The organism is Herbiconiux sp. (assembly GCF_004297105.1).
GTDB lineage: Bacteria > Actinomycetota > Actinomycetes > Actinomycetales > Microbacteriaceae > Herbiconiux.
This window is the reverse complement of the sequence record NZ_SCVE01000015.1, coordinates 41,896-63,218: the sequence shown is the minus strand read 5'-3', so window position 1 is coordinate 63,218 and position 21,323 is coordinate 41,896. Positions and strand designations below refer to the sequence as shown.

Sequence of the window (21,323 nt, the reverse complement as noted above, 5' to 3'; positions counted from 1 at the left end):
CACCGCGACCACCCCCACCATCGACGAGGCGGTGATACTCCCCGAGATCACCGCCCCCTAAACTAACAACAACTGATCATCGCAACGAAGCGAAAGACCACCACTCGAACGGACGCGGCCGGCCGAGTCGCAGGGAGTCCACCAGGATGTCTCGTGGCCGACACAACGGATCAGTCACGAGGGTAGCCGGATGGCGTGGTGGGAGCGCCAGGTTCAACGTCGGGTCGACGCAAGAGTCTCTAGCTTGTAGTGGGTATCTGCTCAGGCGATGTGGCCCGGATGTAACTCCGCCTCCGGAGCCTCTCGGCGATGTCGCCCACGGCTGTTTTACACCGCTAGCGTCAGCCAGCTCTCCTTGGGCCCAGACCTTGGCCAACCGTCTCGCAATCGCGGGCGGTCATGCCTCTCTGTTCAGGGCGGCGCGTTCTCGTGGAGAAGACGGCCCGAACCATGCCCAAAGGGGGCGAGCCGTGACCAAGATGAGCACCGCAAACAAGCTCTGACTGATGACGCCGAACAACGAGAGTCCGCCGACCAAAACGAAGACGGTCCAGTTCACCGCGATGTCGGCGACGATCACGGCGATGCCGAGCACGATGCCGGAGCGCCGTCGAAAGATGATCAGTGCAGCGGTGGCCGGATCCAGGAACGTTAGCATCACCCAGAACAGCCGGACGCCGAGAGGGAAGTCGCTGTAGGCGTTCAATCCGCCGACGATCAGATCCACCGTGTGAGTGGTTGTTCCCACGAGGAAGCCGAGCACCCACACGACTTGGAACACTCTGAGCGCTCGTGCTGATGCGGCGAGAGCGATCATGCGCTCATGCTACCGAGCCGGATGGTGCCGTCGAGTCCTTCGCCTACTCTACGAAAGCGTCGAACGTCACCTTGAACCAGAGGTTGTTGGCGCAGTCCTCGGAGCAGGCGCGGTGGCCGTAGACCATCTCGCTACGGGGCACCCGGATGCCGCATTGCCGGCAGCGCCGGAGCCGGCCGCTGAACCGCTCGTGTGTGCTCACAGTGGCACCGCCCCGATGTACTCGCGCAGGGCCGCGCAGACCACTACTTGTTCTCTCCGATAGTGCGAAGCGCGGTCTTCTTCGGTGGGGTCTCGGCCAGCAGTGCAGACATCGCACCGGCGAAGTCCGACCGGATGGTGCGCTGGCGGGACAGCATGTCCGAACCGACCTCCGCAAATCGAGTGGTACTCGTCGGGAGAATCGCACTAGCCGGCAGTGGACGGTGGCAAGAGCGCTCCCCACTCGAGATTGTAACGAGGAGCTACCGCCCGACTGTCCCCATCGGATATCCCTTGTCATGCTCCCTGGGCATACCGAGTTCCGTTCGCCAGAGCACTCGATCGCGGACGTAGTGATAGTAGAAGTTTGGAACGGAAAGGTTGGGAATATCGATTGCTCCTACTAGCCCCCATTTCCTTGACGCGGCGATCGCGGCGGAGGCAGACCCAGACGACAACTGAGTCCGCGCCACCCGATTTCATGGGGTCGCGGATGGAGCCGCGGCCACAGGTGCAGGTACTGGTACTGGCGTAGCCAATCCTCGTGCCGCGATCACGTCTTGTTGAGCCCAATGACTCTGAGGCACACAGAATACTGACATGACATTCCGAGACATCGAGTGTGCTGGCTTATAGGTAGATGGAGCGCCAGCTGCGCTCACAACGGATGTCTCGTAAATCCTTTGCAATTGAGACGACTCTCTCGTGCGGCGAATCGATAGGGTTGCGCGAGGGGGTACGGATGCGCGAATTGTTTCCCGGCTACAACGGGCACGACGAAGCTGACCTACAGAAGATGTGGGAGTCGGCACTGATCGTTGTCGATACCAATGTGCTCCTGGACTTGTACGCCCAAACGCCCAAGACGAGAAGCGCAATGGTGAATCTCCTACTGAGCCAGAAGGAGCGGATGTGGATTCCCCATCAGGTCGCCCTAGAGTTCCAGCGAAATAAGGATGGAAAGCGCGAGAGCGCCACGGCATCCCACAGGAGTCTCGGCAACACGATCAAACAGCAGCGAGCGAACACCAAAAAGGCGATCGAAGACTTGAAGAGATTCAACGTCAACCTTGATGTGGAGAAGAGACTCGCGTCATACTTCCGTGCTGCCGGTGCTCTAGCTCAGGCCGTAACTGACGCGAAGGGCGATTTCGAACAAGACACTTCCAGGGGCGACCCTGTGCTGAAAGTAGTCGAAGAGCTTTTCCCAGTCGAGCGGATCGGCCCCGCATTCAAGGAGACGCAACTTTCCAAGCACCGGAAACTAGGCCTGGAACGATATGCGGCTCAGGTGCCCCCTGGGTGGGCCGATTTGGATTCGAAGACCGGCGACAGAGTATTCGGGGATTACTTTCTCTGGGTGCAGACCATGAGGTACGCCATGAAGACTAAGCAGGACGTAATTCTTGTGACCAATGAGCAGAAGGCTGATTGGGCGGATGCAAAGAAGAAGTTCCATCCCGAACTGTTTAGCGAGTTCTTCATCGAGACGGGGCGACAGTTGCTGATTTTCAGGCCAGGCGAGTTCGTAGAAGAGGCGAAGTCCAGGTTGGGCGTCGGCGGTACGCCCGAAGATATCGACGACGCTGTTCGTGAACTGGACGAGCAAGCCGAGGAGAGCCTTGCAGAGTCCTTACTGAGTAGTTCAGCGGGTGCGATCATCCAGAGATTGAACGAGTCGATCGGTGGCCTATCAAGAAGCCGCGATCTCTCGGGAATAGGCGGGCTATCGGACAGCGCGTCAATCTACGCCCGTCTCGGTCTTGACCGAAAGATCGGCGCTGAACACATTAAAAGCCTAGGCTCCGGAATTGGCGCAATAGCTGACGCTCAGCGACGACTTGCCGAAGGATCGTTAGGCGCTCGCTCCGCCACTTCTGAAGCTCTATACCAGATGCTCCAGACTCAGTTCGACGAGAGAAAGCGGCTTCAGCGGGAAGCTCGGGGGATCGCGGCTGGGGGCGGTTTGCCGGGTGCGGATGAGCCTAATGACGACGAATAGTTGCCGTGCTGAGTGATCGGGAGATAGCGAGCCTCATTTGGCTAGGTATTTCCGTAACCTGCTTCCTTCTCATTCCGCATCTACGTAGGTCCATTGGACCAAGCGCCGGTAGGGTACTCAAGACATTCTTTGTCTGGCGCATCCAGGTCGTTCTTATTGCGTATTTGCTCTGGGCTGCTCTCGTCGTCTGGCTTGCGAGTGCCGTCGGATTCTGGCGACTCGACCTGCTCAAAGACACCGTGCTGATTGTGTTCGGTGGAGGGCTTGCCACTCTATTCACGGCATACAAGATCGACTCCGGTAGCTCGCTGCTGAGCAAGACAATCAGAGAAACCGTAGGACTGTCGGCCCTCGCAGTATTCTTTGTCGGATTGGCTTCGTTCTCGCTGATCGCGGAACTCATACTTCAACCCATAATCGTGTTGATAGTGCTTCTAGGAACATATGCATCGTCGCAAGCGAATGCGAAGCCGGTCTCTATCCTTTGCACCGTGCTCACAAGCATCTACGGACTCGTGGCGATCATCTGGACAATCACGCAGCTGTTTCAGCCAGAGACAGATGTCACGAGTATCGTCCTGACGTTCTGCCTTTCACTCTGGCTCCCGATAGCGCTGGCCCCGTTCATGTACGTTGCCGCTCTGATGATGAACCTGGGGACGATCTTCATTCACCCGAAGGCCATGTCCCGCCGCCGACTGCCCTTGAAGATCAAGGTTGCATTAGTTACAGGTCTTCGCTTTCGGCTGTCACTCACTCATCAATTCACTGCGCAGTGGAGCAACCGCCTAAAAGATGTGAAGACGGCTCGGCAGACGCGGAAGTTGCTCAAGCACTACAGGTCGCTTTCGCCTGACCAACGTCGATTGGGACCGGACGATGTTGCAATGAGCATCATCTACGAAGTGCCACGCCTCACGCTCGAGTGGCATCGCGTCAGGTTTCGTCCAAAGCCTTAGCTTCCGCGCCGGGTTCCCTACGGATGTCCTCCAGCGCTATGGCAGCCTGGTTCACGTACGCCTTGGACTACTGTCGAGATGCGGCCAGCGACCGTGGTCGAAAGGAGCGCAATTGATTCTGCGCACCGCAGCTCCAATCGCCGAACCTCCTACTGCGTTCGGGTTCTGGGCAGAACTGATCATCCCAAGCATCATCGGCCTGGCAACCATCGTCGTCGGAGTTGCGGCGGTCGTGACCTCCGTCAAGGCGGGTCAGCTTGCGCGGAGCATCGAAGGGAATCGCATCGCGGACGCTAATGATCGCCACAAGGAAGCTGACAGGCAGCGGATTCTTGCAATGGCTCAGGCGGAAGCAAAGTCGCTTCGAAGGTGGGTGCTAGTTGCGCTCAGCGACATGCATTGGGAATATCGCAATAGTGAAGACGTCTCTGGACCTACTGGGTCGACGTCACGGGATGAAGCGCAAGTCGAACTTGAGCAGAGCCTGGTTCCCGGGGCAGACGATCTATTCCACATAACGGCGCTTGAGATTCGCCACTATTACGGCAAAATGCCTGACGCAGTATTCATGCCAGACAAGGTGGGCAATGATCCGGCATATCCGCGCAGCGCGCTTCTCGACACCGCGGTGCCGCGCGTTCGACGCGAGCGAATCTTGGACCGAATCAGCGCATGGGCGCGTGAGCCGGCGGCCCACTCGCCATCGGTGCGACGCGATCTCACGGAAGCGTCGCGCGACATCGAAGGATTCATGGACTATCGCCGAAGTCTCGAGATCGACGGACTTCGTCCCTTTCGCGAGATCAAGATGCAAGCCGGCATGCATTGCCAGAGGATCGCATTCCTTAAGTCCAGGGGTCTCATCCCGGCCGATTATCCCGACTGACGTATCCATGAGGCGGCCTGGAGGGGTCTTGATCTCATCGTTGAGTGTTGCTCGTGTGGGCATCGGTACTCGCTTGGCCCGACCTGACGGCGAGGCCGCCGCGATGCAGCAAGTATCAACGGGGCGCGGCCGAGCGCGCCCCGGAAGGGATCCATTTTCAGCTATCGCGCCAGAGTCGACTGTGGCCGTCCCTGTTGGCGTTCGTTGGTGTAGCAGCTGGCCGAGTCTTGATATTTCGTGGTCGAGACGCTCGCGGATCTCACGGCACTAGTCGCGTTAGACGTAAGTGTGCCGCCTTGGCTGATGGAGTAGCTCTCATTTCCACCAACGACATTGCGCTTCCGCTCTCAGTGCGCTTCGTTGCCTTCTATGTACAGCGGGCGAAGGAGGTCTCCCAGGTCAACACCGAAGGCGCACGCAACGCGGTACCACGATTCGAGACTCCCTCGCGAAGCTGGCTTGTCGGGATTGCGGCGGGGCTTGCCTGACTCCATGGAGACCAGGGTCGCGCGACCGACGCCTGAGCGTGCGGCGAGTTGGTCGTAGGACCAGCCGCGGTCGTGGCGGAGGCGGGCGAGTTCGGCGCGGAGGGCATCGAAGTTGGGCTCGGGGACAGGGCTGTCATTTGGCACTCACCAAGTGCATCCGGATTACTCATTGCGAGCGTTATGGCTATCCATCACAATTGGCTAGCCATAACAAATACCTCGGAGGTTGAGATGAAGAAATTGCGTCGTTGCCGACATTGCGGCATCCGGGCGCCGCGGGATGAGATGCGATACGACCAGTTGGCCTGCTCGGAGGAGTGCGCCAATGAGATCTGGATCACGCAGCATCCGGAGGCGGTCGCTAAGTGCTGCGAGGGTTTGCCTGGCGGGGAGGTGGAGTCGTATGTTCTCGCGAGTTGAGGTGCGTGGATGCGTGTCGAGTGAGCCGTTCGTTGGGGAAGGGCCGGCCGGGGAAGTGGTTGCGTTTCTGGTGTCCGACGATGTTCACGCGGGTCGTCCGGAGCCGACGTGCGAGATCATCTGCGAGGGCGCGGTCGCAGATCATGCTCTCGCGTGCGTGGTTGAGGGTGGGCGAGTCGTAGTGACGGGCGCGCTTCGTGCGTCCCAACCGCCGGGGCTTGAAGGCAGTGACCTCTGCGTGCTGCGAGTCGAGGCTCAGACGATCGAGTGCGCCTAATCTCGGCTTGGCGCTCCAATTCGTATTGGGGGCCGCACATTTTTAAAGAGTAGTTGCCGAGGCCGCGGCATCCGGGCCGCTTTTTGGCCTGTCGCGTCACTGCGATCGTCGGCGAGATGGAGACCCGGGAGCGGGGTAGTCGCCCCGTCAGTACGCTCGCGAACCCATTGTGACCCACGATCGTCGGGCGCCGCATCTTCGGTAGGGTCGCATAGCGATGCCTACGCCGTCGGCCGCAAGCGGGGCGCATCCGCCGCGATCAGGTGGGGTCATCTCGGCGGGGTCGGTGCCGGATCTCGTGCAGCGGTTCAACCTCTACCTCTACGCCACCGTCACTGCGTACTTCCGTACGGAGTTCTTCGATCCCGACTCGCCCGATCCTGACCGTAGGGAAGTGGTGTCCTGTGCGCGACCGACTTCCGGCCACGGGGTGTCGCACCGCCCGAGGCTGATGGGCAAAAAGTCTTAGATTCAAGAATGGGTTCTTCTAGGCAATCGTCGATTGGCGTCTCGCGATTGATCAGCCAGCGATGCCCCCTGCGCGACGAACCGATCCCTTCGCTCGCTCGAGCCACTGCATATAAGAAGATTTGACGTGCGCACGCTCCTTGGCGTTGTCAAATTTCAGGCGCGCCAAGTACCCACGAGAAAGAATGTCCTTCAGCCGCTTTTCAAGAGGAGACCCCGGTTTTGCCTGGTGGTAAGCCATCAATAGGACAATAGTCACAAACTCCTCTACAACCGGAGTTGTTTCGAACGGTTCGATCAACGCATCGACTTGAGCCTCCCAACCCAACTCGCCAATCGATTCGATTAACAGAGCGCTGGGAATCGCGAGCCGAGCATCCAACTTTGTAGCTTCCAGGTCCGCAACTTCGCGAGCTGTGACCAATAGCTTGCGGGAAGCCAGCGCACTAACAATCCCGGTGTGCATGATCAGAGACGGGAGCAGCTTTATGAGGTTCTCGACGAAACCCTTCTCATCCGAGCCGAGTTCATCTTCCGCCTGGGCACGCAGCCTAATAGCGAGTTCCTGAAAACTCTCATCGTCGTGAAGAGCATCGGAAAGATAGCCCCAACCACGCAGCACGGTCTCCAAGCTCTGGCGTTTCAGCGCTAGGTCGTCCACCTCCTCGCTGTCACGAAGGACGACCGAAACTAACGATAGTGACTGGGTAAAACGAATTAGGGGCGGAAGATCCGCGTCGTCTGTGACGGGAAACGGCAACACATCAACATCGGATGAGGAATCAAGGGGGTCGCTCGATGGAAGGTCCGTCGGCGGTTCCTCGCTCGGTGCTTCCTCTGTGGCGGCGAGTATCTCGTCGAGATGCTCTCCAAGCCCGTCCGGTGCATCTCGAGGCGCCCGGGCATCAAAAGCCGAGTTTTCGCCCGGAGTCGGGGGTTGAGCAATCAGCTTGCTCAGTTCTTCGAGCGTTGCCCTGTCGTTTCGAACTAGAGCAGCATATGAGGTCAAAATCGACGCGTAGTACAAGGGCCGCTTTAGGATGCTGTCGAGCAGGTCCGGCGATTTCGCAGCTGCCTTTGCCGCGAAGAGATAGAGGAAACTCGACTGAGTAAACCGTACGCGAACTCCGTCGTCGATGAGAACGCGGCGACGCACTAGATCGTCCAGTACCTTGCGTGGCGATTCCTCCCATGCAAATCGTTGGAAGAAGCTTTCCATCGTCCCGATGGCTTCCGATTGCAGCACCGCGCCATGGTCGTCAGAGACGAACTTTACGGCGAGATCGGTCAAGATCGACTCGCGGTCGGCAGCGCTCAGTGCCCGGCGAGAATCTTCGTTGGCATCGTCACGGCCGAGCAGGTGATTGACGTACTGGTCAATAATTGCGGTGGGCGACGCGTTGGCGATCAACGACTCTCCTCGCGCCATCAGAGACACAAGCATTGCAACCGTAAAGGGAGTGCGTGGCAGGTGCTCGCTTCTTAGTGTGGCAACGACTGCAGCGGCGAGAAGCTCGGCCTTGGAGCCAGACGCCAGTTCGGCCATAGCTCGAACTTGCTTCGTGCCCAGTTTGCCTAGGTACCTCACGCGTACATCGCACCCGGCACGCTTCAGAATATCCACGGCGTCTGCCTCGTTCACGCTACTGCATCCGACGATCGTCAGGCCCTCAGTGCCGCCAAGCTCGTCGCTTGCGCGTTCAGCAATTCGGTTGTGGCTATGAAAATTGTCTATGCCAAGCACGTGGGCAGGGAGTGGTTCTGTACGGTTCTGAATTAGCCCGCGCTCGAGCGCTTCGCCGCTACGCAACTTTGAGAGTGGTTTATGTCCCGCGGGAAATCGTCTGAAGTCCAGGAAGACTGGTGCGATGTGTCGTTTCCGTGATGCTGCCAGCAACAGCCATCTGATTGCCGTCGACAGGCCAGAATTCTCGTCTGCAACAAGCAGGATCACCCCGTCGTTATCGAGATCCTCATCAGGGTTGACGACGTCGAGCTTCTCTTCGGGCTCCTGAGCAGAACGGAAAAACTCCTGGTGAGGGACGGGCAGCAGGACCGGCGGGACAATCAGTTCGTCTATTGGTTTGTTGTCCAGATCAGCGAGCCCCTCGCCGATGATCGTCTCCTGCCGAAATTGATCCTCGAGGTAGGTGCGCATGTCGGTCACTACGTCCCGTACGACTCCGCTGGCGCTTCGGGCCACGTCTTCGCGTGGTGCGATCGATTTGATAAAAGCGGGCAAGTCGGAAAAATTGTCCCCGTAACTGATTGGCTCGATATTCGAATCCCTATGGAGTTCCTTCAGTGCCGCCAACTCCGAGGAAAGGCAAAGCCGGTAGTGAGGCATTGCGGATGTCGTGAAGGTCTTTCGGTGCCAGCGCAACAGTTCGGTGAAGTTGGGGTCATCAAGAGTGCCGCCGCAGCCGATGTACACGATCGACTTTGTTGCTGACACCGCGCGCTCAATGCTTTGGATACCCTCGGCAGATTTTTGCCGTGTGTAGTCAGCTTCAGAGAGCACCACCGAGTCGGGTTCGGTATAGACCCCGTGAATATGTCCAATCTCGCCAGATGCGTTGAGAACTCGCTGGAATCCATGTGGAGATCGCCAGTCAACTGCTCCTGCGGCGAAGCGTTCTAACACCGTGTCGTAATTAGTAGTGAAGATTGGCGCGCCTAATTCCGCGATCGACTGAGGCCACGAAGGATCGGCAACTTCGATGTCAGCAAATACAGAATTGAGCCAGTTTGCGAACGCTTGTTCGCCCATACCGCGCAACTTTGAGGACAACTGCCCCGCGACCTGTAGGAGCTGGTCACCGTCGTTATCCTCGATGGCAAGTTCAAGCTGGGTGTCGACGTTTGTCCGCCACCTGGCCACTTTCGAATCGTGATCTACAACGAAATCCAGGCCGTTCCGGATTAGCCCAACCCACGTCGAGGATGGCGCAGCCATGGTCGCGGCGACGGTAGACCCGGCTCCTACGATTGCCACCACGCGACCACTCGCGAGAGCCTCGGAAAGTTGTTCTGCAGACATGTAATTACCCCCAGGCGAGAGCATATTGCGTCTCGTGTGTACTGAGGAGCTTGTTCTTTGCTTCGCGCTAGCCTCGTCCACCCTCCGTAGAGGTGAGCAGCCCCAGAGGTGAGTGCGTCATCGTGACCGACAAGCTCAGGTTGCGCACGTGAGAGGACGACGGCAAGCCCCGACTCGCTCGATTCACTGATCTACGTCTACGGGCTCTTCGCCCTGACGTTCGTGGTTCGCCCGCTCGGCTCCTGGCTCTTCGGCCGACTTGCCGACACGCGAGGCAGGCAACGGGCACTCGTTGCGGCGGTGACGATGATGTCGGCCGGATCCGTCGCTCTCGCGCTTGCCCCGACCGAGCGCGCGGTCGGGGCGTGGGCGGCCGTGATCCTCGTGGTCGTGAGCCTGCTGCAGGGCATCGCCACCGGGGGTGAAAACGCGGCCGCCACGGTGTTGTTGTCGGAGTCGGGCACGCGGGGCCACCGCGGATTCTTCGCCTCGTTCCAGGCCACCACGATAGTCGCTGGTCTCGTGCTCGCTCAGGCCTGCCTCCTGGCGCTCCTGCTGATAAGCGATCGTGCGGGCATTTCGGAGTGGGGGTGGAGGGTTGCGTTCGTGGCCGGCGGGGTGGCCGGACTTGTGTCACTGTTGTGGGCGCGCACATTGGAGCGTGGCGCATCCGGCTCCGCCGCCCCCCCATGCGCAGCAGCGCCTCGGAGGCGGCTTGCGCGTGCCGGCTACCGCGGTGCCGGGCTCAGCGGCGGAAGTAGGCGTTCGACTTCGCGGTGTAGAGCAGCACGAGGCCGACCAAGGCGACGATCGCGGCGAGGATCGGCGCGACGAAGTTCGTGGGGTGCGCGATCACCTGCACGATGGCGGTGATGAGGGACAGCGTGAAGGAGATCGTGACGAGGATTCGGGCGATGTTGCTGCCGCCGAACAAGGCGAACGCGACGAGGAACGAGATGACTCCTACGACGATCGCGATCCATGCAGTCTCGGTCGAGATGCCTTCAGGATTCAGCACACCGGTGAGTACCAAGACTCCGGAGATGATCTGCAAGGCCGCGCCGATCCAGGCGAGCACTGCGATGAGAACGACGCCGCCAGGACGCTGACCAGCCATGATTTCTTCCCCTACGTTTCGTTGGTGTATTCAGGTGAGGTTGCACCAATCGTGCCCCAAACGGGGGTGGTGCGTGGCTTCACCATAACCTGATTCGGGACAGATCAGAACATCTGGAAATCGCCGTTCTCGATGGAGCGGTTGACAGAGAGCGACTCGTTGGACATCGTCATCACCGCTTTGCGGGTCTGTTCGGATTTGTCCCGAATCGGGGTAGCGTGATCTCACGATCACGAGATCTGTCGCTCGGCAGGGGCGACGGGAGAACGAAGGGGATTGAAGGATGTCGAGAGAAGAGCACGCACGCGAGGGCGCACAGGCCGTCATCCCCGACGACGAGATCCTCGACGTCGCTGTCGTCATGCCGCGCGGATCGACCATCTCCGGAGTGCTCGGCGCCGCAGCCGGCGTCGGCCTGGGCGGCAACAACCAGACCGCCTGGGGTGTTGCCGGGGGGATGCTGGCGCAGCGTGCCATGAGCGCCTCGAAGGGCAGCTACCCCTCGATCGTGCTCGCGGTCTCCGCGACGAAGCTGTACGTGCTCGGACGCACCTCCACCGGGCTCGTGGGCGGGTGGAAGCATCTGCATCCGGTGGCGCACATCGACCGCGCCAATCTCGAAGTCGGCCGCCGACACAGCGGAACCGTGCGCGTCATCGAGCTCACCGACATCACGACCGGCACGAAGCTCGAGTTCGAGGCGCAGAACATCGGCGGACTCGGCCTCAAAGATCTCCTCGCCGAACTGGGCGACTGAGACCCACCAGGATGACCGAAACAACACCGAGCGCGATCGACCGTGACGCTCGCGGCTGGCGCGGGTTCTGGAACCGCGGCGGATGGTGGAAGGCCGTACTGATCGCGGTCGTCTACATCGCCCTCTACAACGGAGCCGGACTCCTCCTCCGCCCGATCGTCGGCGGCATGGTCGCCGAGGACTTCCTGGGCGACCCTCTGTCGGCGTTCCTCTCGGTCGGCCTGCAGCCCCTCGTCGGGTCGGTGGTGCTGATCGTCCTTGCCGTGAGCTTCGGATGGCTGCCCCGCCCGCTGTTCGGCCGACAGCCCGTTCCCCGCAAGTGGTGGTTCTGGATCGCGCCGATCCTCATCCTGGTGCCGATCGTGTTCCACTTCGTCGGCATCGACTACGCCCGATACGGGCTCCCGGTGGTTCTGTCGATCCTGTTCGCCAGCGTCTTCGTCGGCTTCTCCGAAGACTTCCTCACCCGAGGACTCGTCGTGGTGATGCTCCGCCGGCACGGCTACCGCGAGTGGGCGGTGATGGCGCTCTCGTCGCTCATCTTCGCCTCACTGCACCTCTCGAACTTGTTCGCCGGACAGTCCTTCTCAATCGTCGGCCCCACACTCGTCTACACGTTCGCATTCGGGATCTGCATGTATGCGACCTTGCGTGCCGGCGGGAATTTGATCTGGCCGATCCTCCTGCACGCTCTCACCGACCCCACGACGATCCTGGCGTCCGGCGGCATCGACGACGGCACCCACTCCACCGTGAACACGGCAAACCTCATCGCGACCGGCGGAACCTTCGCCTACGTCGCCTGGGCGATCGTGCTCCTGATCATCACCCGTGGCGACGCGCAGGGACGAGCGGATGCCGCGGAGGCACCGCACCTGCGCGTGAAGGCCGGAGCCTGACGACGATCGAGGTCTCCACGATGCCGAACCGCCGATTCATCCCACCTGGTCTACGGCCGGTCGAGAGCGACCGGTCTTGACCGGCGGCTGGTGCCAGGCCGCGACCTCGGCGAACAGGTGTCCGAGGAGCTCTTGCTGGTGCTCGATCCCGTCCATCACCGCCCGCACGGCTTGAATGCCCTCAGCCGTCGCCTCCAGGACGACGGCGCGCCGATCCTCGTCGACTGCCCCGTGCCGGCGAGAAATGAACCCTTTCGCGCAGAGCTGGTCGACGATATACGCCGCGCCGGCACGTGAAACCCCTAGTGAGGGTGAGAGATCGGCCGGGCGAACCCCATGCTGCGTCGTGATCTGCACCAGCGCTGCCCGCTGTCGAGCAGCCAACTGCCCTTGGGTCGCGGCATCAGGCATGAAGGCGACGAGCGAAGCGCCTGCTTCACACACCCGCCGAAGCAGATCGATCGGGTCTAGGAGCGTCTGTGTCATCCGGGTGTCGACAGGCCCCGTACCCGAGCTGAGTTCGAGTGCGAGATCTCTGCTCCGACGGAAGAAGTCAGCGATCGCCGTGCGGAATTGGGCTGCCTGTCTCTCACCGTGATCGGTGAGGACGACTTCGATGACCCGCCCGTCAGCGTCTGAATGCCGCGTGCTGACCAGGCCCTCCGACCGCAAGCGGGCGACCAGCCGGGATATGGCCCGCCGGTTCAGCCCACTGAGCTCCGCGAGTCTCCGGGTCGTGACGACGTGATCGGCAACGAGCGCGATGAGCGCGAGGATCTCCTCGATCTCGGCCCACTCGGAGCCGAAGGCGTCATCGACGATGCTCGTCAACTGGTCATTGAAACGCCCCAGCAGCTCCATGGCTCGGTCTTGCGCCACTGTATCCATCTGTCCGCTCGCTCCTTCGCCCCCATCTAAGCAGTGAGCTGATGTGTGGAAGACCACCCTGCCGCTCGGCGGAGCGCGGAGCGGCCGGATCGGAACGCGTGGGTCACTCCACCTCGGCGACCGCGGTGCGGGGCAGCAGCGGCACGACCAGCAGGCACGCGACGAGGAGCGCGAGCAGCACCACGAGTGTCACGGAGACCGCGCCCACGTCGCCGGCGGGGAGCAGCGTGAGGAAGATGCTCGTGACCAGTGCCGAGCCGATGCCGTTGGCGACCTGCTGAACGGCGCTCAGTGATCCGCTTGCCGAACCCGCCTCGTGGGCGTCGACGTCGCCGAGCGCGGTGTTGAAGATGGAACTGAAGCAGATGCCCGCACCGAGCCCCATGAAGAGGGTGGCGATGGCGAGCTGCCACCAGGTGAGGTCGGATCCCGCGACCGTGACGAACACGAGCATCAGCCCGACACCGGCGAGCATCGCGACGAGGCCGAGCACGACCAGGCGGCGCGCGAGCTTCACGATCAGGGCAGCGGCTATGCCCGAGCCGCCCATGATGCCGAGGGTGAGCGGGATGAGGCTCAGCGACGTCTGGGTGGGGGAGTAGTCGAGTCCGAGCTGCAGGAACAGGGAGATGACATACATCAGGCCGCTGAAGCCGGCGAACACCAGGAGTCCGACGATGAGGCCCGCCGTGAAGCCGCGGTTCGCGAGCAGGGTGCGTGGCAGCAGCGGGTCCGGCGTGCGGGCCTGTCGCCAGACGAACCCGGCGAACACGATCGCGCCGACGGCGAGGGACACGATCGCGAGGGCCCCCCATCCGTCGCTCGAACCCTCGATGAGCCCGAACAGCACCCCGAAGAGCGCCACGACGAGCAGCACACTCCCGAATACGTCGATGCGCGTCGCCGGCCGCGGCGGGACGTGCGGCAGGAACTTCACCGCCATCACCAGGGCGAACCCGCCGAGCACGAGGTTGATGAGGAACACCGGGCGCCACTCGAGGCCGAACAGGTTCGCGTCGATCAGGAGGCCACCGAGCAGGGGGCCGGCGACCGCGAACACGCCGAGCATCGGGGCGAACACGCCGAACGCCTTCTGCAGGGCGGGCTTCGGGAAGGTGGCGGTCATGATCGCCATGCCCTGAGGGATGAGGAAGGCCCCGAAGACGCCCTGCGCGACCCGTGCTCCGATCAGCATCTCGGGCGACAGGGCGGCGCCGGCCGCCGCCGAGGCGGCGACGAAGCCCGCCATCCCGATGAGGAACGTGCCGCGCTGCCCGAACTTGTCGCCGATGCGGCCGCCCAGCACGAGGAGCGAGCCGAGCGCGAGAGCGTACGCGGCACCGAGCCACTTGATGACGCTCTCATCCGCTCCGAGGTCGGCGACGATCGAGGGCGCCGCGACGTTGGTGATCGTCGAATCGATCAGGTCCATCGCATCGGCGAGGAGCACCACGATCAGCGTCAGCCACACGCCCTTGGTGGACAGCGACGAGGTGGCGGCTGTCGTTTCTGTGCTGGTCATGGAGGTCCTTTCCCACGGAGATGATTACGAACAGCATCGTAACGAACATGTTCGTTACGATGCAAGCCGAGTACGCTGTGGACATGGCACGACGTGAACCGATTAGTCGCCGGGATCGGCCCGCGAAGCCCCCGCTGTCGAGAGCGGCGATCCTCGACGCGGCCGTCGAAGTCGTGCATCGCGACGGCGCCGCCGCCTTGACCATGCGTCGACTCGCCTCCGAGCTCGACACCGGGCCGGCATCGCTCTACGTGTACGTGCGCAACACGACGGAGCTGAACGCGCTGCTCATCGACCGGTACCTGTCGGAGCTCGATCTCTCCTGGGACGGGCGAGAGGCGTGGCGGGAACGGCTGCAGCGGGTGGTCGACGACTACGCCGGCCTGCTCGCGAGCCAGCCCGGACTCGCCTCAGCGGCGCTCACAACCTGGCCCGACGGCCCCCACTACCTCGACCTCCTCGAGCTGCTGATGCGGCTGCTCGACGCGGCCGGGGTCGACATCGAGACCGCGGCGCGGGGGGTCGACCTCCTGCTCCAGCACGCAACCGCTTCCGCAGCCGAATGGGCCGCCCACGCGACCCCGACGGGGCAAGACCTCGCCGACCTCACCGAGACGCTGGATGCGGCGACCGCCGAGCGGCATCCGTCGCTCCACCGGGCGGGGTCGGCGGTCTTCACGTCAGGCACGCCGGACGAGCGGAGCCGATGGGCGACCACCGCGATCGTCAACGGGATCCTCGCAAGCGGGGGCGAGCATCCACGCCGCTGAGTCGATGACGAGCAGGTGGATGCCAGCGGCTCTCCATCTGGTCGGACTGCGGTAGCATCGGGGTATGACCACGAAGTTGAGCGTCAGTCTCTCCGAGAGCGATCTCGAGTACATCGACGAGCTCGCCCGCGCCAGGTCCGGCAACCGTTCGGCTGCCATCCACGATCTCGTCCGGATTGCGCGGGAGCGGGCATCCGTCAGTGACTACGCGATGGCGAACGACGAATGGATCGAATCCGGTGAGTCTCGTGTGTGGGAGGCGGCCGAGACTGACGGCCTCGGAGCATGAGGCGAGGCGACGTGGTGGCCGTGCGCCCCGATCCGGCTGAACCCGGCGAGGCATCGAAGACCCGGCCGTGCCTCGTGGTGAGCAACGACGGTGCCAATGAGGCAGCGACCACGATGGGCCGGGGAACGATCACCATCGTGCCCGTGACCACGAACGTGGCGAACGCGCGTGGAGAGTTCCAGGTGCTCGTGTCGGACGGTGAAGCGCTGGAGGCCATGGGGCTGACCAGCACGTCGAAAGTGCAGGCGGAGCAGGTGCGCACGGTGTCGGTGGAGCGGCTTGCCGGCATCCGGGGTGCCGCGCCTGGCTGGGTGATGCAGCAGGTCGACCATGCGCTGCGCTTTCACCTGTCGCTCTAGGCGGTCAGTCGCCCGTGGTGCCGTCGGCCAGTTCGCGGAGGATGTCGAGGTGGCCGTTGTGGCGGGCATTCTCCTCGATGAGGTGGAGGATCACCCAGCGGAGCGTCGGATGGTCGCCCGAGCGGAACGCGGTCTGTGAGCGGTCGTCGAGCTGGAGGCCGGCGATGATCGCATCGGTCGTGGTTGCCTGCTCGCGGTAGCCGTCGATCACGGTCTGCAGGGGGAGGGTTGAGCCGTCGATGAACTCCTGGTCGGGGGATTCATCGGTCCACGGCCCTAGGTCGGGGCCGCCGACGAAGCGGTTTTCGATCCAGGAGTGCTCGACCCAGCGCAGGTGGTTGAGTACGCCGCCGACGCTCATCAGCGGCGAGGTGACGATCGGGGCGGCTGCGGCCTGCGCATCCGTCAGGCCCGTCGACTTCTCGATGGCCGTGTCGCGGGTGTACTGCAGCATCGTGAGCAGGGTCGATCGTTCGTCCCAGGCGTGAGGGTGATCAGTGCGTTCCATGCATCGAGTATCCCGGGGCAGGCCCGCGAGCGCACCCGTCCGGGGCTCGATCCGGAGGCAGTGGTACGCTCACCGGTCTTTGGTGTCGGCCTCGTGCACGATGTCGCGAGCCCATCTGATCAGATCGGCCGCATCGCTCGCGCTGATCGCATCTGCGCCGTACTGCACCGGCGTTTTCTGCGTGAGGAGTCGTTTCGGGCTTGTCGCGGCCTTGGTCGACGGGTGGATGGCCTTCTTCAGGAGGTTGATTGCCTGCGTATGGTCGTCGCCGGCGCTGCGCTCACCGAGGACGAGTCCGCAGATCGCTTCAGCCTGCCTTGTCCAGGCTCACTGTGCTGCTTTTAGGCATGGGCAACCTTCTCTGAGTGGAGCTCACGGAGGAGTTGCTCGAACTCAGGGCCGATCAGCGTCGCTGCATCGTGGCGGATGGACACCATGACGGGGTCGGCAACCACAGTTGCGGGAAGGAAACTCGGGTTGCAGGTTCGCCATCACGGCGCGTGACCCCTACGCTCCGGGGCTAGGCGCCCAGCGCTACGCGGCGCTCTAGGTGGAGTCAGGGTGCGTTGAGGGAGTGGTCTTTGCGGCCCGGGGTTCGACTCGTGTCGATCGGGCCGGCCCGCTGGCGCCACTAGGCTCATGCACAACCGCGCAAGCGTGACGGAGGGGTCCGTCTCGTGCGGCGGGCCGGGGGAGGTACAGGCGTGTCGAAATCGTCGAGGCGGCGTGGCAGGTTCAGTGCGGTTGCGTTCATCGCGATCCTCGGGATCGTGGTGAGCGGGTCGGTCGTAGGGGCTTCGGCCATGGCGTCCGCTGCCGATACCGCCGGATGCGCGCCCTTCCGTCAGCCCTACGCCGGCGATGCGGCCTACGCGAAGGGCGACAAGATCACGTTCAACGGCAAAGGGTACGTGTCGACGTACGCGCCGAACTGGTGGTCACCGACGGCGGCACCGCGGTACTGGAGCGAGACGACCTGCGGCACGGGAACATCCGTGCCGACTGAAACGCCTACGGTGACTCCGACTCCGACGGTGACTCCGACTCCGACGGTGACTCCGACGGTGACTCCGACTCCGACGGCGACTCCGACACCCACGGCGACTGCAACGCCCACCCCGGTTGCCTGCAAGCCGTTCGTTCAGCCGTACTCCGGCGATCCGGCCTACGCGAAGGGCGACAAGGTCACGTTCAACGGCAAAGCCTACGTGTCGACCTACGCGCCGAACTGGTGGTCCCCCACGGCGGCACCGCAGTACTGGAGCGCGACGAGCTGCGACACGGGGACTCCCACGGCCACTCCGACGCCCACGCCGACGGCGACCGCGACTCCGATTGCCACCCCAACTCCGACGCCGACCGCGACTCCGACGCCCACCGCCACCCCCGGTCCCACTCCGACGCCGACCGCCACCCCCGGCGACGGCACGCCTCCCACGACAGGTACCCCGAGCGGTCTGGTCTTCAGCCCCTACAAAGACATCGCGCAAGCCATGTTCTGGGGCACCGGCTTCACGATGGGAACCACCGCGGTCAACGGCACCCAGACACCCCTCGTCGGCACCGGCACCACGCTGCAGTCGACGCTTCCCCAGCTCACTGCCATCACGCTCGCGTTCGCGACGGGGGAGTGCGGTGAGGAGAACTGGGCCGGAGTTTCAGGCCCGGACTTCGCCAGCTCCAACATCCCAGGGCTCGACGCGGCCGGCTACGACTACATCCTCGGTACCGGGGGAGCGGCAGGCAGCTTCACCTGCGCATCCGCGGCCGGCATGGAGACCTTCATCGATCGCTACGCCAGTGACAACCTCATCGGCATCGACTTCGACATCGAGCGCGGCCAGTCGGCAGCCGACATCCGCAACCAGGTCGATGCCGCCGTCGCCGTTCAAGACCGCTATCCGAACCTCCGCTTCTCCTTCACGGTCGCGACCCTCGGCGCGTCCGACGGCAGCTTCGGGGGAGTGAACCAGACCGGCGACACCGTGATCGCCACCGTGCTCGCGTCGGGGCTTCGCAACTACACGATCAACCTCATGGTGATGGACTACGGGTCCGCGTCGTCATCCGTCTGCGTGATGGATGGCGCCATCTGCGACATGGGCGCCTCCGCCATCCAGGCGGTCTCGAATCTGCGCCACAGCTACCCCGCCGTGCCGCTGGCGAAGATCGAGCTCACCCCGATGATCGCCGTGAACGACGTCGCCGACGAGGTCTTCACGCTGCAGGACATCGACGAGATAACGGCGTACGCCCTGCGCAACGACTTGGCGGGCCTGCACTACTGGTCGCTCGACCGCGATGTGCCCTGCGGATCGACAGCCCTCTCCAACATCTGCAACTCGACACCCTCGATCCCGGCCCTCGGCTACACGAAGCGCTTCCTCACGGCCCTCGGCCGCCTCTGACGCCGCTCGCCGCCTGGCCCGGAACGATCGCGGCACGCGACGCTGGAGCGCTGACCAGCGCCCGGCGCATCGAGCCGTCCGGATCACCGATCACGACGGCGGCGACGAGCTGTGCACCGTCTGCGGTGAGGCGCACCGTCACGGCGCCCACGCGCACATCGTCGATCAATTCCGCGACTCGGCGAACCAGGGCATCGCGCGCCGGCTCCACCCCTTCGGAGTGCTTCAGGCCCGAATCGTCCAGCAACGAGACGTCGACGCCGCGCAGCCTGGCTTCGCGAACGCTTGTCGTGAGAGGGGCGACCGAGAGCATCCGGCCCCGGATCGAGTCGCGAAGCGCTCCCTCGAGACTGCGGTATGACGCGCGTGCCGCCTCCGACGGAGACTCACCCGAAGCGATCTCGTTGATGGCGTCGCGCACGGGGCCTTCTAGCCGCTGCCGTTGCACCGTGCGTTCGTCGATCGATTCCTGCGCCGCTGCGGTGGCCGCAGCATGCTCGGCGTCGAGCCGGTGCAACTCCGCGAGGGGGCGCACGATGCGGCCCAGGCCTACGGCGAACAGGGTGCCGGCCAGCAGCGCGACGGCCTCGTGGGCCACCATCAGGAGACCCGTCAGCACTCCAGCGCCGTCTGTCACGGTCCAGACCACCGTCGCCGCCGCCATCAGGGAGAAGCCGGCCCACGCCGCCCCGATTCGCCCACGCACGGCCATCGCGAGCAGCACGAGGGTGCCGGCCAGTATGTGCCAGGTCGCATATCCGTTGCCCGACCGGGCGTCGAGCTCGAGGGGCAGCACGATGCTCGACAGAGTCGTGGCAGCCACGACGACGATCGTCCTCACCTGGGGAAGAGGGTGCATACGCCCCGAGACGACGATCACCGCCGTGGCAACCGAGAGAACGAGCGCAAGCCAGCCCGACCACGATCTCATCGGCTCGCCACCCGCAGTCAGCGCGAGAGTGACGATGGTGACCACGTAGATCGCGAGCAGAGCCCGGGAGCCGGCTCCCGGGATGCCCACCAGAGCGGCGACATCGACGGAAGCCGCCCGCTCAGCCGGCCGCATCGGCCCGCCACCGGATCACGACGCTCGTGCCCGCGCCCGGACGCGAGGAGACGACGGCCGAGCCGCCCAGGACCGCAGCCATGCGCTGCTCGAGGCTGAGCCGGATGCCGAGGCGGTCGGGTCGCACGCTCGCGGGATCGAATCCTTCACCGTCGTCGAGCACGGCCACGTGCAGCTCGGCGTCGCGGATGTCGACCACCACTGCTCGCGACACCTCGTGGCGTCCCGCGTGCTGAAGAGAATTGCGCAGGGCCTCACTCGCGGCGTCGACGATCGTGTCGGCGACGACCGACGGGACGGAGAGATCACCCGAAGCCGCCCACGTGAAGCGGGCATAGGGGTCGAGGTCGGTGGCCATCGCCTGCACACGCCAGATCAGCTCGTCAGCGTCGAGCGGCGGTGCCATGTCCACGGCCTGTGGTGCGCCGAGCCGGTCGATCTGCTCGAGCCCGCGTTGCGCCAGCGCAACGGCCTGGTCGTTGTGCGCGCTCGAGCCCCGTGCCGCGAGCAGCAAGGTCGCCAGCACGGTGTCATGGATGAGGGCATCTGCGTGTCTCTGTTCACGCAAGCGTGCGTCGGCGCGGGCATCAGCGATGGCCTCCATCCGGATGGCTCTCGCCACCGCGTCCAGCGAGCGCGATGCGCGGAGGGTCGCGAGTGTGAGGCCTGCGAAAACCGACTGCAGCAGCAACGCCACCAGCGCGTCTTGCAGAGCGACGTCGACGATCGAGCCCGGAAAGGCGAGGATCCGATCGACGGCGACAAGGGAGGCGATCACCAGGGAGTATGCCCACGCGCCAAGCGGCGGGAGCGCGAGGGCGGCGCTGGCCGCGGCGAGCGGGGTAATGCCCAAGATCCACGGGGCGCCGACCGACGCGGGCAGAGCGCCCCCGTGCAACCCCTGCTCAAGTGTCAGCATCACCACGAGAAATCCTGCAGTCGTAAAGATGAGGGCCGCGCGCGCGAGGTGATCGAGGCCGGCCAGCTCGGCGACCGCCGAGATGATGGGCGACCCGAACACGATCACGATCGAAGCGACCGCCCACCAAGGAGTCTCGTGCTGCGACTGCACCACGAGAGCGCCCGAGCTGACTCCCGCGAACGCGAGCGAGGCCGCGCCCAAACAGAGCACCATGATGCGCCTGAACCGCTGTTCGGTCATCCCCGCCGCAGTGCCATCGC

At 63.5% G+C, this 21,323-nt stretch carries 18 protein-coding genes and 1 pseudogene; 10 read left to right on the top strand and 9 right to left on the bottom strand.

The window, feature by feature from the left end; all coding sequences use genetic code 11:
* Positions 1-397: 397 nt before the first annotated feature.
* A complete protein-coding gene (locus tag EPO52_RS12580; RefSeq protein WP_290806992.1) occupies positions 398-817 on the bottom strand; it encodes a hypothetical protein in 420 nt (139 codons plus the stop codon).
* 943 nt (positions 818-1,760) lie between these two features.
* Here EPO52_RS12580 and EPO52_RS12575 point away from each other — a divergent pair.
* The 3 genes from EPO52_RS12575 to EPO52_RS12565 all read left to right on the top strand — a co-directional run bounded on the left by EPO52_RS12575 (position 1,761) and on the right by EPO52_RS12565 (position 4,865).
* Complete coding sequence (locus EPO52_RS12575) at positions 1,761-3,020, top strand: PIN domain-containing protein (protein WP_290806990.1); 1,260 nt, start codon at positions 1,761-1,763, stop codon at positions 3,018-3,020.
* Positions 3,021-3,025: 5 nt separating this feature from the next.
* Positions 3,026-3,979 (top strand): hypothetical protein, encoded by a 954-nt coding sequence (locus EPO52_RS12570; protein ID WP_290806988.1) that lies wholly within the window; start codon positions 3,026-3,028, stop codon positions 3,977-3,979.
* A gap of 112 nt (positions 3,980-4,091) precedes the next feature.
* Positions 4,092-4,865, top strand: a complete 774-nt coding sequence (locus tag EPO52_RS12565) for a hypothetical protein (RefSeq protein ID WP_290806987.1) — start codon at positions 4,092-4,094, stop codon at positions 4,863-4,865.
* 347 nt (positions 4,866-5,212) lie between these two features.
* Here EPO52_RS12565 and EPO52_RS17815 read toward each other — a convergent pair whose 3' ends face one another.
* Together EPO52_RS17815 and EPO52_RS12560 are read right to left on the bottom strand one after the other, a co-directional pair.
* On the bottom strand, positions 5,213-5,497 hold the full coding sequence (locus tag EPO52_RS17815) for a helix-turn-helix transcriptional regulator (RefSeq protein ID WP_363340236.1): 285 nt from the start codon (positions 5,495-5,497) through the stop codon (positions 5,213-5,215).
* A gap of 1,073 nt (positions 5,498-6,570) precedes the next feature.
* Positions 6,571-9,474 (bottom strand): SIR2 family protein, encoded by a 2,904-nt coding sequence (locus EPO52_RS12560; RefSeq protein ID WP_290806985.1) that lies wholly within the window; start codon positions 9,472-9,474, stop codon positions 6,571-6,573.
* 270 nt (positions 9,475-9,744) lie between these two features.
* Between EPO52_RS12560 and EPO52_RS17810 the strand changes: the two are divergent.
* Positions 9,745-10,224: pseudogene (locus EPO52_RS17810) on the top strand (MFS transporter); the annotation flags it as partial.
* 79 nt (positions 10,225-10,303) lie between these two features.
* Here EPO52_RS17810 and EPO52_RS12555 read toward each other — a convergent pair.
* A complete protein-coding gene (locus EPO52_RS12555) occupies positions 10,304-10,675 on the bottom strand; it encodes a hypothetical protein (protein ID WP_290806984.1) in 372 nt (123 codons plus the stop codon).
* A 283-nt stretch (positions 10,676-10,958) separates the two neighbouring features.
* On the opposite strand from EPO52_RS12555, the gene EPO52_RS12550 reads away from it, so the two are divergent.
* Together EPO52_RS12550 and EPO52_RS12545 are read left to right on the top strand one after the other, a co-directional pair.
* Complete coding sequence (locus tag EPO52_RS12550) at positions 10,959-11,432, top strand: hypothetical protein (RefSeq protein ID WP_290806982.1); 474 nt, start codon at positions 10,959-10,961, stop codon at positions 11,430-11,432.
* Positions 11,433-11,443: 11 nt separating this feature from the next.
* On the top strand, positions 11,444-12,331 hold the full coding sequence (locus EPO52_RS12545) for a CPBP family glutamic-type intramembrane protease (protein ID WP_290806980.1): 888 nt from the start codon (positions 11,444-11,446) through the stop codon (positions 12,329-12,331).
* 36 nt (positions 12,332-12,367) lie between these two features.
* Here the strand turns inward: EPO52_RS12545 and EPO52_RS12540 are convergent, their stop codons facing one another.
* Together EPO52_RS12540 and EPO52_RS12535 are read right to left on the bottom strand one after the other, a co-directional pair.
* Positions 12,368-13,219, bottom strand: a complete 852-nt coding sequence (locus EPO52_RS12540; protein ID WP_290806979.1) for a MarR family transcriptional regulator — start codon at positions 13,217-13,219, stop codon at positions 12,368-12,370.
* 103 nt (positions 13,220-13,322) lie between these two features.
* On the bottom strand, positions 13,323-14,741 hold the full coding sequence (locus tag EPO52_RS12535) for an MFS transporter (RefSeq protein ID WP_290806977.1): 1,419 nt from the start codon (positions 14,739-14,741) through the stop codon (positions 13,323-13,325).
* 83 nt (positions 14,742-14,824) lie between these two features.
* Between EPO52_RS12535 and EPO52_RS12530 the strand changes: the two genes are divergently transcribed.
* The 3 genes from EPO52_RS12530 (at position 14,825) to EPO52_RS12520 (ending at position 16,159) form a co-directional block, all read left to right on the top strand.
* Entirely contained in the window at positions 14,825-15,511 is a 687-nt protein-coding gene (locus tag EPO52_RS12530) for a TetR/AcrR family transcriptional regulator (RefSeq protein WP_290806975.1), read from the top strand.
* 64 nt (positions 15,512-15,575) lie between these two features.
* Complete coding sequence (locus EPO52_RS12525) at positions 15,576-15,800, top strand: ribbon-helix-helix protein, CopG family (RefSeq protein WP_290806973.1); 225 nt, start codon at positions 15,576-15,578, stop codon at positions 15,798-15,800.
* On the top strand, positions 15,797-16,159 hold the full coding sequence (locus tag EPO52_RS12520) for a type II toxin-antitoxin system PemK/MazF family toxin (RefSeq protein ID WP_290806971.1): 363 nt from the start codon (positions 15,797-15,799) through the stop codon (positions 16,157-16,159). The genes EPO52_RS12525 and EPO52_RS12520 overlap by 4 nt, the downstream gene beginning before the upstream one ends.
* Positions 16,160-16,163: 4 nt before the next feature.
* Here the strand turns inward: EPO52_RS12520 and EPO52_RS12515 are convergent, their stop codons facing one another.
* On the bottom strand, positions 16,164-16,667 hold the full coding sequence (locus EPO52_RS12515) for a DinB family protein (protein ID WP_290806969.1): 504 nt from the start codon (positions 16,665-16,667) through the stop codon (positions 16,164-16,166).
* 803 nt (positions 16,668-17,470) lie between these two features.
* Here EPO52_RS12515 and EPO52_RS12510 point away from each other — a divergent pair.
* Positions 17,471-19,075 (top strand): hypothetical protein, encoded by a 1,605-nt coding sequence (locus tag EPO52_RS12510; RefSeq protein ID WP_290806967.1) that lies wholly within the window; start codon positions 17,471-17,473, stop codon positions 19,073-19,075.
* Here the strand turns inward: EPO52_RS12510 and EPO52_RS12505 are convergent.
* Together EPO52_RS12505 and EPO52_RS12500 are read right to left on the bottom strand one after the other, a co-directional pair.
* Complete coding sequence (locus EPO52_RS12505) at positions 19,053-20,141, bottom strand: hypothetical protein (RefSeq protein ID WP_290806965.1); 1,089 nt, start codon at positions 20,139-20,141, stop codon at positions 19,053-19,055. The two genes, EPO52_RS12510 and EPO52_RS12505, sit on opposite strands and share 23 nt — an antisense overlap.
* Complete coding sequence (locus EPO52_RS12500) at positions 20,128-21,303, bottom strand: ATP-binding protein (protein ID WP_290806963.1); 1,176 nt, start codon at positions 21,301-21,303, stop codon at positions 20,128-20,130. Before EPO52_RS12500 ends, EPO52_RS12505 begins: the two co-directional genes overlap by 14 nt.
* Positions 21,304-21,323: the final 20 nt, after the last annotated feature.